The 18596-nt window shown below is 70.2% G+C and carries 15 protein-coding genes; 12 read left to right on the forward strand and 3 right to left on the reverse strand.

The window, feature by feature from the left end; genetic code table 11:
* The first annotated feature begins 49 nt into the window (after positions 1-49).
* The gene (locus AC0J5J_RS12875; RefSeq protein WP_474898359.1) at positions 50-1219 is read left to right on the forward strand and encodes a glycosyltransferase family 2 protein; all 1170 of its coding nucleotides are present in this window, start codon (positions 50-52) and stop codon (positions 1217-1219) included.
* On the forward strand, positions 1219-2253 hold the full coding sequence (locus tag AC0J5J_RS12880; RefSeq protein WP_134424846.1) for a glycosyltransferase family 2 protein: 1035 nt from the start codon (positions 1219-1221) through the stop codon (positions 2251-2253). The genes AC0J5J_RS12875 and AC0J5J_RS12880 overlap by 1 nt, the downstream gene beginning before the upstream one ends.
* A 43-nt stretch (positions 2254-2296) precedes the next feature.
* On the opposite strand, the gene AC0J5J_RS12885 is transcribed toward AC0J5J_RS12880, so the two are convergent.
* Together AC0J5J_RS12885 and AC0J5J_RS12890 are read right to left on the reverse strand one after the other, a co-directional pair.
* A complete protein-coding gene (locus AC0J5J_RS12885) occupies positions 2297-3598 on the reverse strand; it encodes an O-antigen ligase family protein (RefSeq protein ID WP_134424847.1) in 1302 nt (433 codons plus the stop codon).
* An 18-nt stretch (positions 3599-3616) separates the two neighbouring features.
* Entirely contained in the window at positions 3617-4921 is a 1305-nt protein-coding gene (locus tag AC0J5J_RS12890; RefSeq protein ID WP_474898361.1) for an O-antigen ligase family protein, read from the reverse strand.
* 81 nt (positions 4922-5002) lie between these two features.
* On the opposite strand from AC0J5J_RS12890, the gene AC0J5J_RS12895 reads away from it, so the two are divergent.
* Entirely contained in the window at positions 5003-6679 is a 1677-nt protein-coding gene (locus tag AC0J5J_RS12895; RefSeq protein ID WP_474898363.1) for an FAD-dependent oxidoreductase, read from the forward strand.
* Positions 6676-6954 (forward strand): metal-sensitive transcriptional regulator, encoded by a 279-nt coding sequence (locus AC0J5J_RS12900; protein WP_134361801.1) that lies wholly within the window; start codon positions 6676-6678, stop codon positions 6952-6954. The genes AC0J5J_RS12895 and AC0J5J_RS12900 overlap by 4 nt, the downstream gene beginning before the upstream one ends.
* A 94-nt stretch (positions 6955-7048) precedes the next feature.
* Here AC0J5J_RS12900 and AC0J5J_RS12905 read toward each other — a convergent pair whose 3' ends face one another.
* Positions 7049-8227: an acyl-CoA dehydrogenase family protein gene (locus AC0J5J_RS12905; protein ID WP_134424850.1), complete on the reverse strand. Its 1179-nt coding sequence runs from the start codon at positions 8225-8227 to the stop codon at positions 7049-7051.
* Positions 8228-8359: 132 nt separating this feature from the next.
* Here AC0J5J_RS12905 and manA point away from each other — a divergent pair, with 132 nt between their 5' ends.
* The 8 genes from manA (at position 8360) to AC0J5J_RS12945 (ending at position 18583) form a co-directional block, all read left to right on the forward strand.
* The gene (manA, locus tag AC0J5J_RS12910) at positions 8360-9664 is read left to right on the forward strand and encodes a mannose-6-phosphate isomerase, class I (protein WP_474898364.1); all 1305 of its coding nucleotides are present in this window, start codon (positions 8360-8362) and stop codon (positions 9662-9664) included.
* 254 nt (positions 9665-9918) lie between these two features.
* Positions 9919-10278 carry a hypothetical protein gene (locus tag AC0J5J_RS12915; protein ID WP_474898366.1) on the forward strand — a complete coding sequence of 120 codons (360 nt, stop codon included), beginning with the start codon at positions 9919-9921 and terminating at the stop codon, positions 10276-10278.
* A 230-nt stretch (positions 10279-10508) separates the two neighbouring features.
* Entirely contained in the window at positions 10509-11480 is a 972-nt protein-coding gene (gene galE, locus AC0J5J_RS12920; RefSeq protein WP_474898367.1) for a UDP-glucose 4-epimerase GalE, read from the forward strand.
* A gap of 168 nt (positions 11481-11648) precedes the next feature.
* The gene (locus tag AC0J5J_RS12925; RefSeq protein WP_134424854.1) at positions 11649-11969 is read left to right on the forward strand and encodes a WhiB family transcriptional regulator; all 321 of its coding nucleotides are present in this window, start codon (positions 11649-11651) and stop codon (positions 11967-11969) included.
* Between the two features lie 78 nt (positions 11970-12047).
* Positions 12048-15182, forward strand: coding sequence for a glycosyltransferase (locus AC0J5J_RS12930; protein ID WP_474898368.1), 3135 nt, complete (start codon positions 12048-12050; stop codon positions 15180-15182).
* On the forward strand, positions 15172-16623 hold the full coding sequence (locus AC0J5J_RS12935; RefSeq protein WP_474898370.1) for a DUF5719 family protein: 1452 nt from the start codon (positions 15172-15174) through the stop codon (positions 16621-16623). The genes AC0J5J_RS12930 and AC0J5J_RS12935 overlap by 11 nt, the downstream gene beginning before the upstream one ends.
* Positions 16623-17522, forward strand: a complete 900-nt coding sequence (locus tag AC0J5J_RS12940) for an MTAP family purine nucleoside phosphorylase (protein WP_474898372.1) — start codon at positions 16623-16625, stop codon at positions 17520-17522. Before AC0J5J_RS12935 ends, AC0J5J_RS12940 begins: the two co-directional genes overlap by 1 nt.
* Positions 17519-18583 (forward strand): NAD-dependent epimerase/dehydratase family protein, encoded by a 1065-nt coding sequence (locus AC0J5J_RS12945; protein WP_474898374.1) that lies wholly within the window; start codon positions 17519-17521, stop codon positions 18581-18583. The genes AC0J5J_RS12940 and AC0J5J_RS12945 overlap by 4 nt, the downstream gene beginning before the upstream one ends.
* The last annotated feature ends 13 nt before the right edge of the window (positions 18584-18596 follow it).

Genomic DNA, 18596 nt, shown 5'->3' on the forward strand with positions numbered 1-18596 from the left:
TCTGTACGATGAGGGGGCCAGACCAACAATGACGGGACTTGCAGCGCGCATGACAATCACCGACAGCATTGAACTCTCGATCCTGATGCCGTGCCTGAACGAGGCCGAGACGCTCGCGATCTGCATCGACAAGGCCCAGGGATACCTGCGGCGCAGCGGCATCATCGGTGAGGTCCTGATCGCCGACAACGGCAGCACCGACGGCTCGCAGCAGATCGCCGAGGCCCACGGGGCCCGCGTTGTGGACGTCGCGGAAAAGGGTTACGGCAGCGCGCTGATCGGCGGCATCGAATCCGCCCGCGGCGCCTATGTGATCATGGGCGACGCCGACGACAGCTACGACTTCAGCGAGCTCGACGGTTTCGTCGAGCGGTTGCGAGCGGGCGACGAACTGGTGATGGGCAACCGCTTCCGCGGCGGCATCGAACCCGGCGCCATGCCGCCGCTGCACAAGTACCTCGGCAACCCGGTGCTGTCCTGGATCGGGCGTTCCCTGTTCCGGTCCCCGATCAAGGACTTCCACTGCGGTCTGCGCGGCTTCAACCGCCAGTCGATGCTGGCGCTGCATCTGCAGACCTCAGGCATGGAGTTCGCCAGCGAGATGGTGGTCAAGTCCACGCTGGGAGGTTCCCGGGTCAGCGAAGTGCCCACCACGCTCAAGAAGGACGGCCGCAGCCGGCCGCCGCACCTGCGCAGCTGGCGTGACGGCTGGCGGCACCTGCGGTTCCTGCTCATCTTCAGCCCGCGCTGGCTGTTCCTGATCCCCGGCATCTCCGCGTTCCTGATCGGCCTGGTCGGCACCGTGCTGCTCGGTTTCGGACCCGTCGTGGTGGGGGAGGTGGGCTTCACCTACTCCAGTCAGATCTACCTGGCCGCCCTGGCCGTCGTCGGCTACCAGGCCTTCCTGTTCGCCCTGCTCACCAAGATCTACGCCCAGCATGAGGGGTTCCGCATCCCCCGCAGCCGCAACTTCGAACGGCTCGAGAAACGCATCAGCCTCGAGAGCGGCGCGATCGTCGGGGTCGTGCTGTTCCTGATCGGCCTGGGCATCGCCGTGTCGCAGCTGATCGGCTGGGCGGCCGGCGGTTACGGCGAGCTGGAGGCCGGCGCCACCGTGCGGGTGGCCATCCCGTCGGCCCTGCTGATGATGCTGGGCTCGCAGACGGTCATGGGCGGGCTCTTTCTCGGAGTCCTGTCGGTCGGCCTGAAGCGACGCTGATGCCTCGCTCGACCGCTTCCTCGTCGCGCGCGCCCCGGGCATCCGCGCCGCGCGTGTCCGTGGCCCTCTGCACCTACAACGGCCTCGCATTCATCGAGGAGCAGCTGCAGAGCATCCTCGGCCAGACCGCGCCCGCCGACGAGATCGTCGTCTCCGACGACGGCTCCACCGACGGCACACCGGCGGCGGTGGACCGCATCGTCGCGGCCTGGCAGCACGAACATCCGGGTCAGCCCGTGACGCTGCGCGTCCTGCGCAACCCGGCGCCGCTCGGCGTCACCGCGAACTTCGAGCAGGCGCTCGCCGCGTGCACGGGCGAGTTGATCGCGCTCAGCGACCAGGACGACGTGTGGCCCCCGGAGCGGCTGTCCCTGCTGACGGCCGAATTCCGGGTCCGTCCCGGCCTGCAACTGCTGCACACGGATGCCCGACTCGTCGACGAGATCGGCCGTCCGACGGGCCGCACCCTGCTCGCCACCCTCGGGGTGTCCGCCGCCGAGCAGGCCGCGGAGCATGAGGGGCACGCCTTCGACCTCCTGCTGCGCCGCAACATCGTCACCGGCGCCACCGCGATGCTGCGGCGCGGGCTGGTGGCGCAGGCCCGCCCGTTCCCGGCTGCCTGGGTGCACGACGAATGGCTGGCGATGGTGGCGGCCGCGACCGGGGAGGTCGATCTGCTCGCCCGGCCGTTGCTGGACTACCGCCAGCACGCGGGCAACCAGATCGGCGCCTCCAGCCTCGACGCCGCGGGCAAGCTGGGCCGGCTGCGCGCGCCGCGCACGGCGCGCAACGCCCGTTTGCTGGCCCGAGCCCAGGCGTTGCAGGCGCGCGCCGCACAGTTGCAGCCGGCACCGTCCGCCGACGCGCTCGCCCTGATCGACGCCAAGGCCGCCCACGAACGCCGGCGCAGCACCCTGCCGGCCCTGCGCGCGGCCCGGGTTGCCTCCGTTTTCGCCGGCTGGCGGGCCGGCGACTACCGACGTTTCGGCCTGGGTTTGCAGGACGTGCTGCGCGATCTGGTGCAACCGGTCTGAGCTGTCGCCCGCCGCGTGCGATGAGTGCGAGGAGAGGGCGGCGCTACTCCGGGTAGCGGCGCGGGCTGGGCTGCAGCAGGCTGCGCCAGCTCTTGCCCTGGGCTGCCTTCACCGCGCAGATCAGCAGCAGCAGCCAGCCGAAGTCCACCAGCACATTGCTTTCCGCCGCTGAGGTGACCAGCAGGATCACCAGCACCAGCGGCGACCACACGTAGACCAGGGAACGCTTGTCGGAGGCCAGCAGCCAGGACCGCCAGAAGGCCAGCAGCACGAGCGCCAGGAACGAGACCAGGCCGACCAGGCCGACCTGGAGGTACACGTCGATGAAGGCGTTCAGGCCGGAGGTCTGCAGGCGTTCGGTGACGAAGCTGAGCCAGCCGAACGGTGTGACGTCGGCAGGCCAGAGCCCGGCCCACCCCCAGCCTTCGAGCGGATTGAGCGTGGCCAGGCGCAGCATTTCCCGCCACAGCGTGTAGCGGGCCTCGAATTCGCTCCCCGCGTTGAGCTGTTCGACGATGCGGCCACGGGCCGCGAACGCGATGATGCCGGTGAGCACGGTGGCGCCGAGCAGGCTGATCTGAAGCCGCCACCGGCTCTCCGCCGGCGTGCGCCGCAGCCAGGTGAGCGCCAGGGCGGCGATGCCCACGAACAGGGCCACCACGAGGATGACGGGGGAGCGGGTGAGCAGCAGGCCGAACACGGCGAGGGCGACGGAACCGATTCCGAGCCCGCGCCGAACCGACCGGGAGAGCAGCTCGACCGTGAAGGTGACCGCGGCGATCAGCGAGATGAGCCCGAACACATTGCGGGAGCCGAAGATGCCCTGAACGGGGCCGAGGTCGGCGATGTTGCCCTGGATGCCCAGGAAGGCGATCGGAAGATCCAGGAGCAGGCCGGACAGCACCTCCAGGGCGAGCGAAACCCCGAGCAGCAGACGCAGCACGTCGCCGGTGGCACGCACCACCTGGATGGTGTCCCGGGCCAGGGCGATGTAGATCGCCAGGAACGTGAACGCGAGCTGATAGAGCGAGGCGCTGATGGTGTGCAGGGGGTAGCCGGACCAGATCACCGACAGGGCGCACCAGCCCACGAAGACCATGATCGAAATCGGCAGGAGCCCGTGCCAGTCGACTCCGGCTCGGCGGGCGGTGAGCGAGAACGCCGCCAGCACCACGAGTCCCACGAGCACGCCCACCACGCCGGGCGGGCCGATCAGGGCGCGCAGAGTGGTGGTCCCGAAGGCGAAGCCGATGATGACCAGTGTCAGCGCGGACGCGAACCGGGGCGAGGCGAACAGCCGCGAGAGCGGGGCCGGCACGGCGGGGGGATTCGCGCGGTAGATCATGTGGTCTCCACGCTACGCCTACGGCATCCGTGCGTTGGTGGCCTGTTGGCGCTTCGTGGTCACGGCGAGCACGACCAGCAGCAGCCAGCCTGATTCGATCAGGATGCGGCTCTCGGCCAGGCTCTGGGCGAGCAGCGCCACCAGCAGCAGCAGCGGCAGCAGGGCGGAGGCCGCGAACGGTTCCGTGTCGGCGAGCCCGCGCCGCGGCCGGTCGACCGCGAGGAACCAGCACCGCCACAGCGTGGACAAGACGAGTGCGGCGAAGACGATCAGTCCGAGGATGCCCAGTTGCAGCCACACGTCCAGCCAGGCGTTGTGGGCCTGCAGGTAGGTGACGCCCCGGCGCACGGCCAGACCCTGGAATGGTTCGACCCAGGGAGCCCAGTAGCTCACCCAGCCCCACCCGAAGACCGGGCGCTCGACGGCCAGCTCCGTTACGCTGCGCCAGATGTCGAGGCGGCCGGTGAGGTCCGCCGACTTGCCGAGCAGGGTGAGCAGCCAGGGGGTGAGGGCCACCACGCCGGCGCCGCCGACGACGACGGATGCCGCGGCAGCCAGATAGACCGGCCGGCGCCCCTCGGGCGAACGACGACGGGCCCAGAGGGCGAACAGCAGGGCCAGGGCCACGGCGGCGGCCGCGAAGACGACGGTGGCGGACCTGGTCAGCAGGAGCACCAGAACCGCGGTGCCCAGCCACGCCCAGGCCGCGCCGCGCCGCACGGTGCCGGCGGCCAGCTGAACGGCGAACACGATCACGGCGATCAGCGCCACGAAGCCGAGCAGGTTGCGGTTGGCGACGATGCCTTCGATCGGGCCGCCCTGCAGCAGGATGCCGCGGGACCAGTAGAACGACTGCGGCACGTCCTGGCCGCTGTAGTCGACCCAGAACGGGAGCACGGCCTGCCGGACGAAGACGGCCACGATCAGTTCGAAGGCGAGCGACAGGGCCAGGATCCAGCGCAGCGCGGCAGCGAGCGTGCGCAGCAGCTCCGGCCAGGTCAGACACAGGGCCAGAAAGAGCGCGGTCGCGGTGGTCGCCCATTGCAGGGTGACACCGATCAGGGAGGCGCCGAGGTAGAACGACCAGGCCAGCGACAGGGTGGCCAGACCGAGGAAGCCGATCAGCGATTTGGGGAACCGCGGCCACATCCAGTCGGGTTTCAGTTTCACGAGGGCGACGATGCCGCCCGCGACGATGACCAGGGCGATGGCGCCGTAGCCCCACCAGCCGAACAGGCTGCGCCAGAATTGCCCGGCCAGGGCAGAGAAAAAGACCAGCGTCGCAAAGGTGCGAACGACGAAGCGGCTCTGGACGGCGGGCATGTGTCTAAGGCTAGAGCGTGCCGGGGCGGTCACCGGTCACATTCTATACCCCCTGGGGTATACTATTCCCGGAGGTTCGAAATGAAAACGATCATTGTTGGTGGAGTTGCGGGCGGAATGTCGGCGGCGACGCGGTTACGGCGGCTGGACGAGACGGCTGACATCATTGTATTTGAACGAGGACACTATGTCTCATTCGCGAACTGTGGACTGCCTTACTACGTCGGCGGCGTGATCACCGACCGGAGCAACCTCCTGCTCCAGACGCCCGAATCCCTGTCCGCCCGGTTCCGACTCGACGTGCGTGTCGACCATGAGGTCACCGCCATCGACCGCGCCGCGAAGACCGTCACCGTGCGGCAGACGCAGACCGGCACCGAGACCGTCGAGAGCTACGACCGCCTCATCCTGGCCGCCGGCGCCCTGGCCCGCACGGGGATCACCCCCTCCGGCCTGGCCACCCGCACCCTGCGTACGGTCGACGACGTCGACCACATCACCGCACTGCTGGCCGCAGTCACCGGTCAGGCCTCCGCCGTCGTCATCGGCGCCGGCTTCATCGGCCTCGAGGCCGTCGAGAACCTCGTGCGCCGCGGCGTGCACGTGACCCTGGTCGAGTTCGGCTCCCAGGTCTTCGGGCCCTTCGACGCCGAGATGGCCGCGCCGATCTTCGACGAGCTGCTCGTGCAGGGCGTCGACGTGCGCCTGAACACGACGGTCGTCGCGTCCGCCGACGGGGGAGTCGAGCTCAGCGACGGCTCCGTCGTTCCGGCCGACCTCGTCATCGACTCCGTCGGGGTGCTCCCGGATACCTCGCTCGCCGCCCGGGCGGGCATCACGATCGGCGCGAGCGGCGGCATCGCGGTCGACGGCAGCCAACAGACCAACGACCCCTCGATCTATGCGGTCGGCGACGGCGTCGAGAAGATCGACGCCATCGACGACAGCCCCACCCTGATCACCATGGCCGGGCTCGCGAACCGGCACGGCCGGGCGACCGCCGACAGCATCGCCGGGGAGCCTGCCTCGGCCGCCCCGGCTCTCGGAACCGCCATCCTCGGCCTGTTCGGCCTGACGGCGGCCATGGTCGGCTGGAGCGAGAAGCGCCTCGTGCGGGCCGGCCGCGCGCACCGGGTCGTGCACACCCACCCGGCCTCCCATGCAACGTACTATCCCGGCGCGGAGGGCATGTCGATGAAGCTCCTGATCGACCCGGCGACGGATGCCATCCTCGGCGCCCAGATCGTCGGCGGCAGCGGTGTGGACAAGCGCATCGACATCCTGGCGACGGCGATGACCGGCGCGCTGACGGCATCCGCGCTGACCCGCCTGGAACTGGCCTACGCGCCGCAGTACTCGTCGGCGAAGGACCCGATCAACCAGCTCGGCTACGTGGCCGAGAACCTCGCCGCGGGAACGACCCGCGCGTTGCAGTGGCACGAGCTGGCCGCCGCCCGTGCCGCCGGCGCGGTGCTCGTGGACGTGCGTTCGGCGGGGGAGTTCGCGGCCGGCAACATCCCGGGCGCCATCAACGTGCCCCTGGACGAACTGCGGGACCGCCTGGACGAACTGCCCGACGCCCCGCTGATCGTGCACTGCCAGGTGGGCCAGCGCGGCCACACGGCAGCGCGCATCCTGAGCCAGAGCGGGTTCGACGTGCAGAACCTCGACGGCGGTTACCGCACCTGGACGGCCGGCGAAGCCTCGCTCAGTCTCACGCCCGCCCGCGCCACGAACTCTGAGAGGATTCCGGCATGATCGAAATCACCCCTGGTCCGACCGAACAGAACCAGAAGAAGATCCTGAACCGGCTGCGCCGGGCCCAGGGCCAGCTCGCGGCGGTCATCACCGCCGTCGAGGCCGGCGGCAGCTGCAAGGATGTCGTCACTCAGCTCGCCGCCGTGTCGAGCGCCCTCGACAAGGCCGGTTTCGTCATCGTCTCCACGGCCATGCGCGAATGCCTCGACAACCCGGAGGGGGAGAACTCCCTCACGGTCGAGGAGCTGGAGAAACTCTTCCTCACCCTCGCCTAGCCTCGCGGCGCAGGTTGTGGAAGCGGGCGCACGCTAGAGCGTGCGCCGCGCTCCACAACCTGCGCCGCGGCATCCGTCGCGGTCGCCGGCTCGGCTAGACGAAAGCGGCCTGGCCGGTGATGCTGCGCCCCACGATCAGGGTGTTCATCTCGCGGGTGCCCTCGTAGGAGTACACGGCCTCGGCGTCGGAGAAGAAACGTGCCACGTCGTAGTCGAGAACGATTCCGTTGCCGCCGAAGAGTTCGCGGCACCAGGCGACCGTCTCGCGCATCCGCGCCGTCGTGTAGAGCTTGGCCAGGGCTGCGTGCTCGTCGCGCTGGCTGCCCTCGTCGAGCATCTGCGAGACCCGCACCACCATGCCCAGGCTGGCCGTGATGTTGCCGAGCGACTTCACCAGCAGGTCCTGCACGAGCTGGTGCCCGCCGATCTCCTTGCCGAACTGCACGCGCTCCTTCGCGTAGGCGACGGCGGCCTCGTAGGCGCCGATCGACGTGCCCACGGCCGCCCAGGCCACCTCGGCCCGGGTCAGGCGCAGCACCTTGGCGGTGTCCTTGAACGAGTTCGCGTTCTGCAGACGGTTCTTCTCCGGCACGACCACGTTCTCGAGCACGATGTCGGCGTTCTGCACCGAGCGCAGGCTGATCTTGCCCTCGATCCGGGTGGCGCTGTAGCCGGGGGTGTCGGTGGTGACGATGAAGCCCTTGACCATGCCGTCGGCGGTGTCCTTCGCCCAGATGATGGTGACGTCGGAGAAGGTGGCGTTGCCGATCCAGCGCTTGGCGCCGTTCAACAGCCAGGTGTCGCCCGTGCGGGTGGCCGTCGTGCGCAGGCCCTGCGCGGCATCAGAGCCGGAGAGCGGCTCGGTCAGTCCGAACGCGCCCACGAGCTCGCCGCTCGCCAGACGCGGCAGCCACTCGTCGCGTTGCTCCTGCGACCCCGTCGCCGAGATGGTGCCGCAGGCGAGTCCGTTCTGCACCCCGACGAACGTGGCGACGGATGCGTCCACGCGCGCGATCTCGAGGGCCACGAAGCCGCGGAACACCGCCGAGTTCTCGAACGGGCGAGTCTCGGGCCAGCTGAACGAGTACGCGCCGAGCTGCGCCAGCGGCCGAACGACCTCGGACGGGAACTCGGCGCGCTCCCAGCATCCGTTCACGATCGGGCGAACGTCGGACTCGAGGTAGGCGCGCAGATTGCTGAGCGCGGTTTTCTCCTGATCGGTCAGCAGATTCTCGTAGCCGTAGAAGTCGCTGGGAAGTAGCTCGAAGGTCATCAGGTGCTCCATTGCAGGGTGGCGACGGCCTCGCTTGCGGCGGTCGGCGAATCTTCGCAGCCTAGATCGCCGGGTCGACGCGCTGAAAGCGGTTGGTAGTTTGGTCTAAACCGAAGAGTGCAGGAGAGCGCCATGTTTGTGGGCATCACCAATTCGCCGCGGGACTATGCCTGGGGTTCGACCACCGCCATCGCGGGTCTGCTCGGCTACGCCCCGTCGGGCAAGCCCGAAGCCGAACTCTGGCTCGGTGCGCACCCGGGTTCGCCGAGCGTCATCACGGACCCCGCGCAGGTCGGCGGCCACGCCACGTTGCTGGACTGGATCACGGCGTCGCCGGAGGCCGCCCTGGGTGCCCCGCTGGGCGCACCGCTCGGCGCGCCGGCCTCGTCTGCCGCGCCGCGGTTGCCGTTCCTCCTGAAGATCCTCGCGGCCCAGAGCCCGCTCTCGCTGCAGGCGCATCCGACGTCGGAGCGCGCACGCACGGGCTTCGTCCTGGAGAACGCGGCAGGCATTCCGACGGATGCGGCGGATCGCAACTACCGGGACCCGTTCCACAAGCCCGAACTCATTTTCGCCCTCAGCGAGACGTTCGAGGTGCTGTGCGGTTTCCGTGAACTGCGCGAGATCCGCGGCATCCTGGGTGAATTCCGGGCCCTGGACGTGGCCTCGGACAACCCGCAACCCGGCGCGCTCGACGCACTCGAGCGCCGGCTGCTGGGCGACGACGCGTTGCGCGACTGCGTGGACTGGCTGCTCCGCGACGGTCGCGGCGGCGACTCCGGTGAGGTGGCCTGGCTGGTGGAACGGGTGGTCGCGCTCGCCGAGAGCGCGGCCGAGCTGGCCGCAGACGGTGCGATCCTCGACTACCCGCTGGAACTCGCCACCGTGCGGGATCTCGCCCGCGCCTACCCGGGTGACCCCGGCATCGTGATCTCGCTGCTGACGAACCGGGTGTCGCTGAAGCGCGGTGAGGTGCTGTACCTGCCGGCCGGCAACATCCACGCCTACCTGTCCGGCCTCGGCGTGGAGCTGATGGCCTCGTCGGACAACGTGTTGCGCGGCGGGCTGAGCCCCAAGCACATCGACGTCGACGAGCTGCTCGAGGTGCTCGACTTCACCCCGCTGCCCGTGCCGTACCTGCCGCCGGTGGTGTCGTCGCCGGGCGTCTCGGAGTACCACCCCGACGTCGACGACTTCGTGCTGGTGCACATCGCGGCGGAGGCCGCGGCCGCGTCGGGCGCTGACGGCGGGGTGCCGATGCGGCAGTTCACGCTGACGGGACCCGCGATCGCCATCTGCACGGCCGGGGGATTCCTCGTGGCCGGTGCGGGGGCATCCGTCGCCCTCAAACGCGGCGAGTCGGTCTACATCACGCCCGACGAGGGCACGCTCACCTTCGCCGGTGTCGGCGACGTCTTCCTGGCCACGACCCCCTAGCCCGTCCCGCCCCTCACCAATTCGACGGAGATTTTGGCCGAAAACCCGGTATTCACCGGTTTCCGGGCCATCTGCAGCAAATTCTGCGTCGGATTCGTTATCCGTGCCGTGCCGTGCCGTGTCGGGTTCGTTCGGATGCGTGCGTGCCTGCAATCGGGAACGGCGGGACCTCCCCAGACTGCGACGGCGGCGCGCTGTGCACAGGGTGACGAATGCCGCGCCGCGGGTCGATCCACGCTGCGAGGCTTCGGGCCATGCGCACGCTCGCCAGGGACATCGTCGACCACGGACTCTTCGTCAAGCGCGCCACACTCCGCGCCCGAGGCTGGAGCGCTGGTCATCTCCGCGCTGAGGTGAGCCGGGGAACGATCGTCCGGGTGCGCAAGGGCTGGTACTCCGTGCCGTGGGCGCCGCCGTCGGCAATCGAGGCGTTCCGGATCGGCGGGTGGCTGACCGGATTGAGCAGTCTGAAGTCCTACGGGATCTGGACCCCGACCACCGCCAAACTCCACGTGAGCGTGCCCAGTGCCGCGCGCGGGTTGCGGCGACGGAACTCGAGGACGACTACCTGCGCAAACCCTCGCCGGCATTCCCGCCATTCCCTGAACGGATGACCCGGGCCCGTCGCCGCGTCGGCTAGCGGTCGGTCGGTCCCGCTGCGGCATCCGCTGCCACTCGCCCACACGGGCGCCCGGGCAGCCCGGGCAGCCCGGATGCCCGGCACCATCGTCCGTCTCCCGTCCCCGACGACCGGCCGCGCCGACATCCCGGATCGACCCCTCTGCCGGAGGCTAGGCTTGTGGGGCGGCAGTGCCCTATTGCCGTCAGATCTTGCGAGGTTCAGATGGCTTGGCTTGTCACCGGAGGCGCCGGCTACATCGGCTCCCACATCGTTCGTGCGTTCCTCAAGGAAGGCATCGAGGTGGTCGTCATCGACGACCTCTCCAGCGGGCACGCCGATTTCGTGCCGGACGGGGTTCCCTTCATTCGGGGCACGATCCTCGACCGCGACCTGCTGATGCGCACGTTCGCCGAGCACACCATCTCCGGCGTTGTGCACGTGGCCGGTTACAAGTACGCCGGCGTCTCGGTACAACGTCCGCTGCACACCTACGAGCAGAACGTCACGGCCATGGCCACGCTGCTGTCGGCCATGCAGGAATCCCAGGTCAAACGGATGGTGTTCTCCTCGAGCGCGGCCGTCTACGGCACCCCGCACACCGACCTGGTCACCGAGGACACCCCGAAGAGCCCCGAATCCCCCTACGGGGAGTCGAAGCTGATCGGCGAGTGGCTGCTGCGCGACCAGGCCGTCGCCGCCGAGCTGAGCTACACCGCACTGCGCTACTTCAATGTGGTCGGCTCCGGTGCGCTCGACCTGCGCGACACCAGCCCGCACAACCTCTTCCCCCTGGTCTTCGACGCCCTGATGGAGGGTCGCACACCGAGCATCAACGGCAACGACTACGCCACCCCCGACGGAACCTGCGTGCGCGACTACATCCACGTGGCCGACCTGGCCGTCTCACACGTCGCGGCGGCTCGCCGACTCGACGCCGGCACGCCCGTGCTGCCCGTGTACAACCTCGGCAGCGGCGACGGGGTGTCGGTGGGCGAAATCATGTCGACCGTGTCCGCCGTGACCGGGATCGACTTCGAGCCCGTGATCGGCCCGCGCCGCGCCGGGGACCCCGACCGGATCGTCGCCTCCGGTGACCTTGCCGCCCGCGATCTGGACTGGGTCATGCGCCACACGCTGAGCGAAATGGTGCGGAGCGCCTGGGAATCCCGACAGGCGGCATCCGTCACCGGGTAGCCGCGGCGACCAAACAAATCCGAACGATTTGCGCTCTTGGGCGAGTCGAAACTCTCCAGCGAATATTGAGGGTTTACTATCTGCGACTTGACGGCAAGGAATTACACGGCTGTAATTAGGGCTGACGCGTAATTTTGGGGCACATTTTGCAGTGGGGTGGATGACGATATGGCGCTATCAGAGTCTCGTGCCGGGGTACCGGAGGACTGGTTCGTAGATCCGGTCCGTCTCGGCGTACCCGGTGTTCGCACAGATGCGGGCGACGGTGATCCTTTGTCGTGGCAGTCGGATTCGCTCTGCGCGCAGACCGACCCGGAGGCATTCTTTCCGGAAAAGGGCGGGTCGACCCGCGATGCCAAGAAGATTTGCTCGTCGTGCGAGGTGCGAACCCAGTGCCTGCAGTACGCGCTGGCGAACGACGAACGATTCGGCATCTGGGGTGGGCTTTCCGAGCGGGAGCGCCGCAAGTTGCGCAAGCGCGCCAGCTAGGCAGGATCTGCTGCGGTTTCGAGGCTCGCCCTCAACATTGCCCCGTATCGGGCCCGATCCACTTAGGCTGTTCTCCATATGCATGCCAGAGTCACCGCCATCCTTGTCGCCCGTAACGGCGCGAAACACCTCAAGAGAACCCTCGAGGCGCTGAGCCGCCAGACGCGCCAGCCCGACGTCGTGATCATGGTCGACTGCGGTTCGACCGACCAGACGTCGGAGCTTCTCGCTGCCTACGGCCCGACTCACTACATCTCAGCGGATGCCGCACTCAGCTTCGGCGAGGCCATCGCCACGGCCGTCCGGGTCGTCGCGCCCCCGGAATCCGACCGCGAGATGCTGTGGCTCCTCGCTCAGGACAGCGCGCCCGAGCCTGGTGCACTGGCGGCCCTGCTCGGCGAACTCGAGATCGCACCATCCGTCGCCGTGGCCGGACCGAAGGTCATGCACTGGGACGCCGGCGACTACATCCATGACTTCGGCCAGTCCCTGACGCCCGGCGGGACGACCGTCACCCTGGTGGAGAGCGAACTCGACCAGGGCCAGCATGACGGTATGAGCGATGTGCTCGGCGTCAGTGCCGGGGGAATGCTGGTGCGCCACATCGTCTGGCAGCAACTGGGCGGTTTCGACCCGGCGCTGCCGTCGGCGGACGACTCCCTCGACTTCTGCGTTCGGGTGCGGATGGCCGGCTACCGCGTCTCCGGCGTCGCCGCGGCCCAGGTGGCCACGGCCGGCGACGGTATTGCCGGCGCCAGCGGTTCCTCCCGGGGCCGCGCCCGCCGCAAGAGGCTGCGCACCATGCGGGCCGCGCAACTGCATCGCCGCCTCGTCTACTCTCCGGGCTGGATGATCCCGTTCCACTGGCTGGCGATGGTTCCCCTCGCGGTGCTGCGCTCGTTCGTGCAGCTCCTGCAGAAGGAGCCGGGCGCCATCCCGGGCGAGTACTCGGCCGCGTTCGCCACCGCCTTCAGCGGCCTCCGGGTGCGCGCAGCCCGGCGCCGCTTCGGGGCCACCCGCACGCTGGGATGGAGTTCGATCGCGTCGCTGCGCGTGCCCGCGGCCGAGGTGCGACGACGCCAGGCCCTCCGGCGTGAAGCCAGCCTGACCGGTGTGAACCCTGAGGTGCCCGAGATCCGCTTCCTCTCCGGCGGCGGCGCCTGGACCGTTCTCGCCGCCCTGGTCGCCGGACTCATCGTCCTCGCGCCTCTGATCGGCGCCCGCACCCTGACCGGCGGCGGTCTGCTGCCCCTCGCTTCCACTCCCGCCGAACTCTGGCAGAGCATCGGCTACGGCTGGCGCGACATCGGCCTCGGCTTCGTCGGCGGCGCCGACCCGTTCGCCTCGGTGCTGGCCGTGATCGGCTCGCTCACCTTCTGGGCACCCTCCTTCTCCCTCGTGCTGCTCTACTTCCTGGCCCTGCCGCTGGCCGCCCTCGGCGCCTGGCTGGCTGCGACCCGGCTCTCCGAGCGCGCCTCCATCCGCGCCATCGCCGCCGTGCTCTGGATGCTCGCGCCCACCTTCCTCAGCGCCCTCGCGGCAGGCCGGCCGGCCGCGATCCTCGTGCACCTGCTGCTGCCGTGGCTCTTCTTCGCCGGGTTCATGGCCGCCCGATCCTGGTCGGCCTCCGCCTCCGCAGCCCTCCTTTTCGCCGCGATCGTGGCCGCAGCCCCGTCGCTCGCGCCCGCGCTCCTCGTGGTCTGGCTGATCGCCATGCTGGTCAGCGGTCGCAGCGGGATGCGGTTCATCGGAATCCCCTTGCCTGCCCTCGCCCTGGCGGCGCCGCTGATCTGGGACCAGGGTCTGCGCGGCAACTGGCTGGCCCTCCTTGCCGACCCGGGCGTGCCTCTGCCGGGACCCGACGTGTCGGTGTGGCAGCTGCTGCTCGGCTTCCCGACCGGCCAGCTCGGCGGCTGGACCCCGCTGCTCGAAACGCTCGGCCTGCCCGGCGTCGACGCCTTCGTGCTCGTGCCGGTACTGCTGGTGCCGCTCGCCGCGCTCGGCGTGCTCGCCCTGTTCCTGCCCGGCGCCCGCGGTGCGAGCTTCTCACTGCTGACCGCCCTGCTCGGCGCGGCCACGGCCATCGCCGCGAGCCAGCTGCACCTCACCGCGATCGGCGGCCAGACGGCCGCGATCTGGGCTGGTACCGGCCTCAGCCTCTACTGGCTCGGCCTGATCGGCGCGGTGGTCTTCGCGTTGCGCGGGATGCGCCGTTTCGCGATCGCACCGGCCGTCACCGCGATCGTCGCGCTGGTGATCGTGGTGGCACCCCTGGTCGCGGCCCTGCCGCTCGGCACCAGCGTGGTTCGCGAGGGCATCGACCGCACCCAGCCCGCGTTCGTCAGCGCTGAGGCGCAGACGGATGCCCGCGTCGGCACCCTGCAGATCGTTCCTCAGCCCGACGGCGGAATCCTTGCCACCATCGTGCGCGGATCCGGCGCCACCCTGAACGCCCAGTCCACCCTCAGCAGCACCGACTCGTCCCTGTCCGCACGCGAAGAGGAGTTGGCCACGCTGGCCGGAAATCTCGCGTCGCGCAGCGGGCTCGACGGCGCGGCGGGACTGGCCGACTTCGGCATCCGTTTCGTGTTGCTCCGCCCGGCCGCCGTCACCGTGACCAGCCCCGGCGCCGCGGAATCGGCCACCCCGGAAGCCGCCGAAACCCTCGGTCGCACGACAACCGCCCTCGACGGCAACGCCGCGCTCGCCCCTGTGGGCGACACGGTCTTCGGACGGCTCTGGCAGTACGAGGTGACGGATGCCCCGGTCGCCACGGCCGAGAACGGCGCCATCCCGGCGAACGCCGGTGGCACCCTCGGGTTCGTGTTCTTCCTGATCGCCGTTCTCGTGGTCGGCGCCACCGTGCTTCTGTCCCTGCCGACCGGCGCCGGTCCGGAAGCGGTACGGCAGGCCAGCCGGGACGCCATCCGTAATACAGCCAAGGCCCGTACCAAGGAGAGCAAGCGCCTCGCGAAGGCCGCAGCCCGCAAGAAAACGGGCCATGCACCCGCCGCGGCGCCCGTCGGACCCGACGCCGTGATCCACGCTGCCCCGTCCGACGACACCCCCGCCGATCCTTCCTCCACCGACACCGGCACCGACACCGGCACCGCACCGGCAGCGGCCGCGTCCGATACCGCTGCCGCCGACGACAGCACCGGAGACCCCGGCACCCCTGCATCCCGTTCGGAGGAACACGACCATGCCCAGTAAACGCGCAGCAGCCCTCTTCGGGGCGCGGGCCGTGGCCGGACTGGTCGGTATCGGCGTCATCGTCGCATCCGTCGGCGCCGCCGGGCTGATCGACTGGCCCACCGTGGACGCGACACCGTCGTCTGTGATCGTGTCGCCGACGCCCAGCGAGCAGCAGCGGGTCTGCCCGGGGCCGCTCCTCACCCTGGCCGAAGACTCCAGCCAGGCGCAGTCCGTGAGTTCGGTCGGAGCGGCCGCAGCCGTCTTCGGCGCACGGCAGGCAGCGGCCGACGCCGACTGGATCCAGCCGGAAGCCACCGACCTGGCGGCCCCCGACAATGCGAACACCTCCGGCGCTCCGCTGCTCCTGCGCGTGCCGACACCGCCGGGATCCGCGGCGGCTCCTCTGGTCGCCGGCAGCCAATCCCAGACTGCGGCCGGGGAAACGCTGGGCGGGCTGGCCGTTGCGGGCTGCGGCGAGGCGGCCGGTGACAGCTGGCTCGTCGGCGGGTCCACCGACGTGGGACGTACCAGCCTCGTGCTGCTCAGCAATCCCACCACGGTCGTCGCCACCGTCGACCTGACCGTTTTCGGTGAGACCGGCGAGGTGGATGCGCCCGGTTCGACCGGCATCCTCGTTCAGCCGGGCTCGCAGCGCGTCGTCTCCCTCGCCGGGCTGGCCCCGAACCTCCGGTCGCCCGTCGTGCACATGGAGTCGCAGGGCGGCCAGGTGGCTGCCACTCTCCAGCAGAGCATCGTGCGCGGGCTCGAACCCGGCGGCGTCGACCTCATCGGCGTCTCGAGCGGGCCAGCCGATTCGCAGGTCATCGCGGGTGTGCTCGTGACGGCGGGAACCGGGGCGGATGCTGCCACCGAGGTCGGCGGCCTCGCCGACGACGTGACGAGCGTTCGGGTGCTCGTGCCCGGAACGGAGCCGGCCACGGTGCAGATCGGTGTGACGGATGCCTCCGGTCAGGCCGGGGGTTCGTCGCTCCAGGTCGACATCCAGCCCGGAGTGGCCACCGAGGTGCCTCTGACCGGACTGGCCACCGGCACCTATTCGCTGAAACTGACCGCGAGCGAGCCGATCGTGGCGGCGGCGCAGAGCTCGGCAGCGGGCTCAGCGGGCCGCGACTTCTCCTGGTTCGCGTCGTCGGATTCCCTCACCGACGAGTTCCTGGTGGCGACCGCGGACGGCCCGTCGCCGCAACTCAACCTGGTCAACACCGGCAGCTCGGACGCGACCTACGCGGTCGCCCCGGAACAGGGCGAACCTCTCTCGGTGACGGTTCCGGCCGGCGGAGCGGCCACCCTGGCGGTCGCCGCGGCAGAGCGGTACGTCGTCACCGGCGGTGACTCGACCGTGGCCTCCGTGGCCTACTCCGGAGACGGCCTGCTCGCGGCGTTCGCGCTCAGCCAGGCCGGCCCTCTGGCCGCCCCGATCCGCGTCTACCCGCGTTGATGGCCATCGCTGACGTTCGAACCGCCGTCATCGGCGGGTCCGGTCTGTACCGTCTTTTCGACGGGGGAATCGACGCATCCGTCGACGTCGCCACGCCCTATGGGCCGACCTCGGCGCCGATCACCATCGGCGTGCGGGCCGGGCAACGCGTCGCCTTCCTGCCGCGGCACGGCGGAGACCACTCGGTGGCGCCGCACCTGATCAACTACCGGGCCAATATCTGGGCGCTGGCGTCGCTCGGCGTCACAGCCGTGATCTCCTCGTCGGCAGTCGGCGGCGTCAGCCCCGAATACCCGCCGGGCCGCCTGGTCGTGACGGACCAGTTCATCGACCGCACCTCGGCCCGCGCCGACACCTTCTTCGACCAGGGGACGGTGGCGCACCTGGCCGCCGCCGACCCGTTCGACCCGGCCCTGCGGCGCCTGGCCATCGGGGCGCTCGAGGCTCTCGGCGAGGACTTCGCGCCCACCGGAACCTGCATCGTGATCCAGGGGCCGCGGTTCTCGACCCGGGCGGAATCGCTGTGGTACCGCGCCGTCGGGGCACACACCGTCAACATGACGCAGTACCCGGAGGTCGTTCTGGCTGCCGAGCTCAACATGGGCACCGTCAACCTGTCCTTCGTCACCGACTCCGATGCGGGGCTGGCTCCCGCCGTCGACGACGCCGCCGCCGATCCGGACGCGGTCTCCGCCGGGCTGGTCTTCGAACGCCTGCGGGCTGCCCAGCCGCGCATCCTCGCCGCGATCGACGGCATCCTGCGCGCCCTGCCGGACGAGTACGCGCCGCGTGAGCTGATCGACCCGGAGCAGGTGCGCGCCGTGCTCGGCCGGCCGCCGCTTCCCGCCGGCAACACAGCCTCCGCCGGCAGCACAGCCTCCGCCGGACACCGCGCGTGACCCGGCGCCTGCTCGTCACCGGCGGCGCCGGCTTCATCGGCGGCGCCATCGTCGCCGGCGCCCTCGACCACGGCTGGCAGGTGCGGGTGCTCGACTCGCTCCGCAGCGACGTGCACGGCGGCCTTCCCGTTCTTCCCGGGGGTGTCGACGTGATCGTCGGTGACGTGACCGACGCATCCGTCGTCGCCGTCGCCCTCCGCGACACGGATGTCGTCTGTCACCAGGCCGCGAAGGTCGGCCTCGGCGTCGACTTCGCCGACGCCCCCGACTATGTGCACAGCAACGAGGTCGGCACGGCCGTGCTGCTCGCCGCGATGACGTCGGCCGGCATCGACCGGCTCGTCCTGGCCTCCTCGATGGTGGTCTACGGGGAGGGCAGCTACCGCGGCCCCGACGGTTTCACCCGGCCGGGTCCCCGCCGCGAGGCCGACCTGCTGCGGGGCGTGTTCGACCCCGTCGACGAGGTCACCGGCGAGGCTCTCGAGCCGCTGCTGGTGTCTGAAGACGACCCGCTCGACCCGCGCAACGTCTACGCGAGCACCAAGCTGGGGCAGGAGTACCTTGCGTCGGCGTGGGCCCGTTCCACCGGCGGCCGGGCCGTCGCCCTCCGCTATCACAACGTGTACGGACCGGGGATGCCGCAGAACACGCCCTACGCGGGCGTCGCGTCGCTGTTCCGCTCGGCCCTGGAACGCGGGGAGGCTCCCCGCGTCTACGAGGACGGCCGCCAACGCCGCGACTTCGTGCACGTCGCCGACGTCGCGTCGGCGAACGTCGCCGCCCTCGACTGGACCGCGGGCGCCGAGCCGTCCACCTTCCGCCCGTTCAACGTGGGCAGCGGCGTCGTGCACACCATCGGCGAGATGGCCGGGGCCCTCAGCCGGGCCACCGACGGTCCGGCCCCCGTCGTGACCGGCCAGTTCCGGCTCGGCGATGTGCGGCACATCACGGCGTCGTCCGAGCGGCTGCGCCGCGAGCTCGGCTGGGTGCCCGCCGTCTCCTTCGACGACGGCATGCGCTCCTTCGCGACCGCGCCCCTGCGCGCCGCCGTCACCCGGTAGCGCCCGGCGCCCA

It is taken from the genome of Cryobacterium sp. TS_SC_7 (assembly GCF_056156285.1).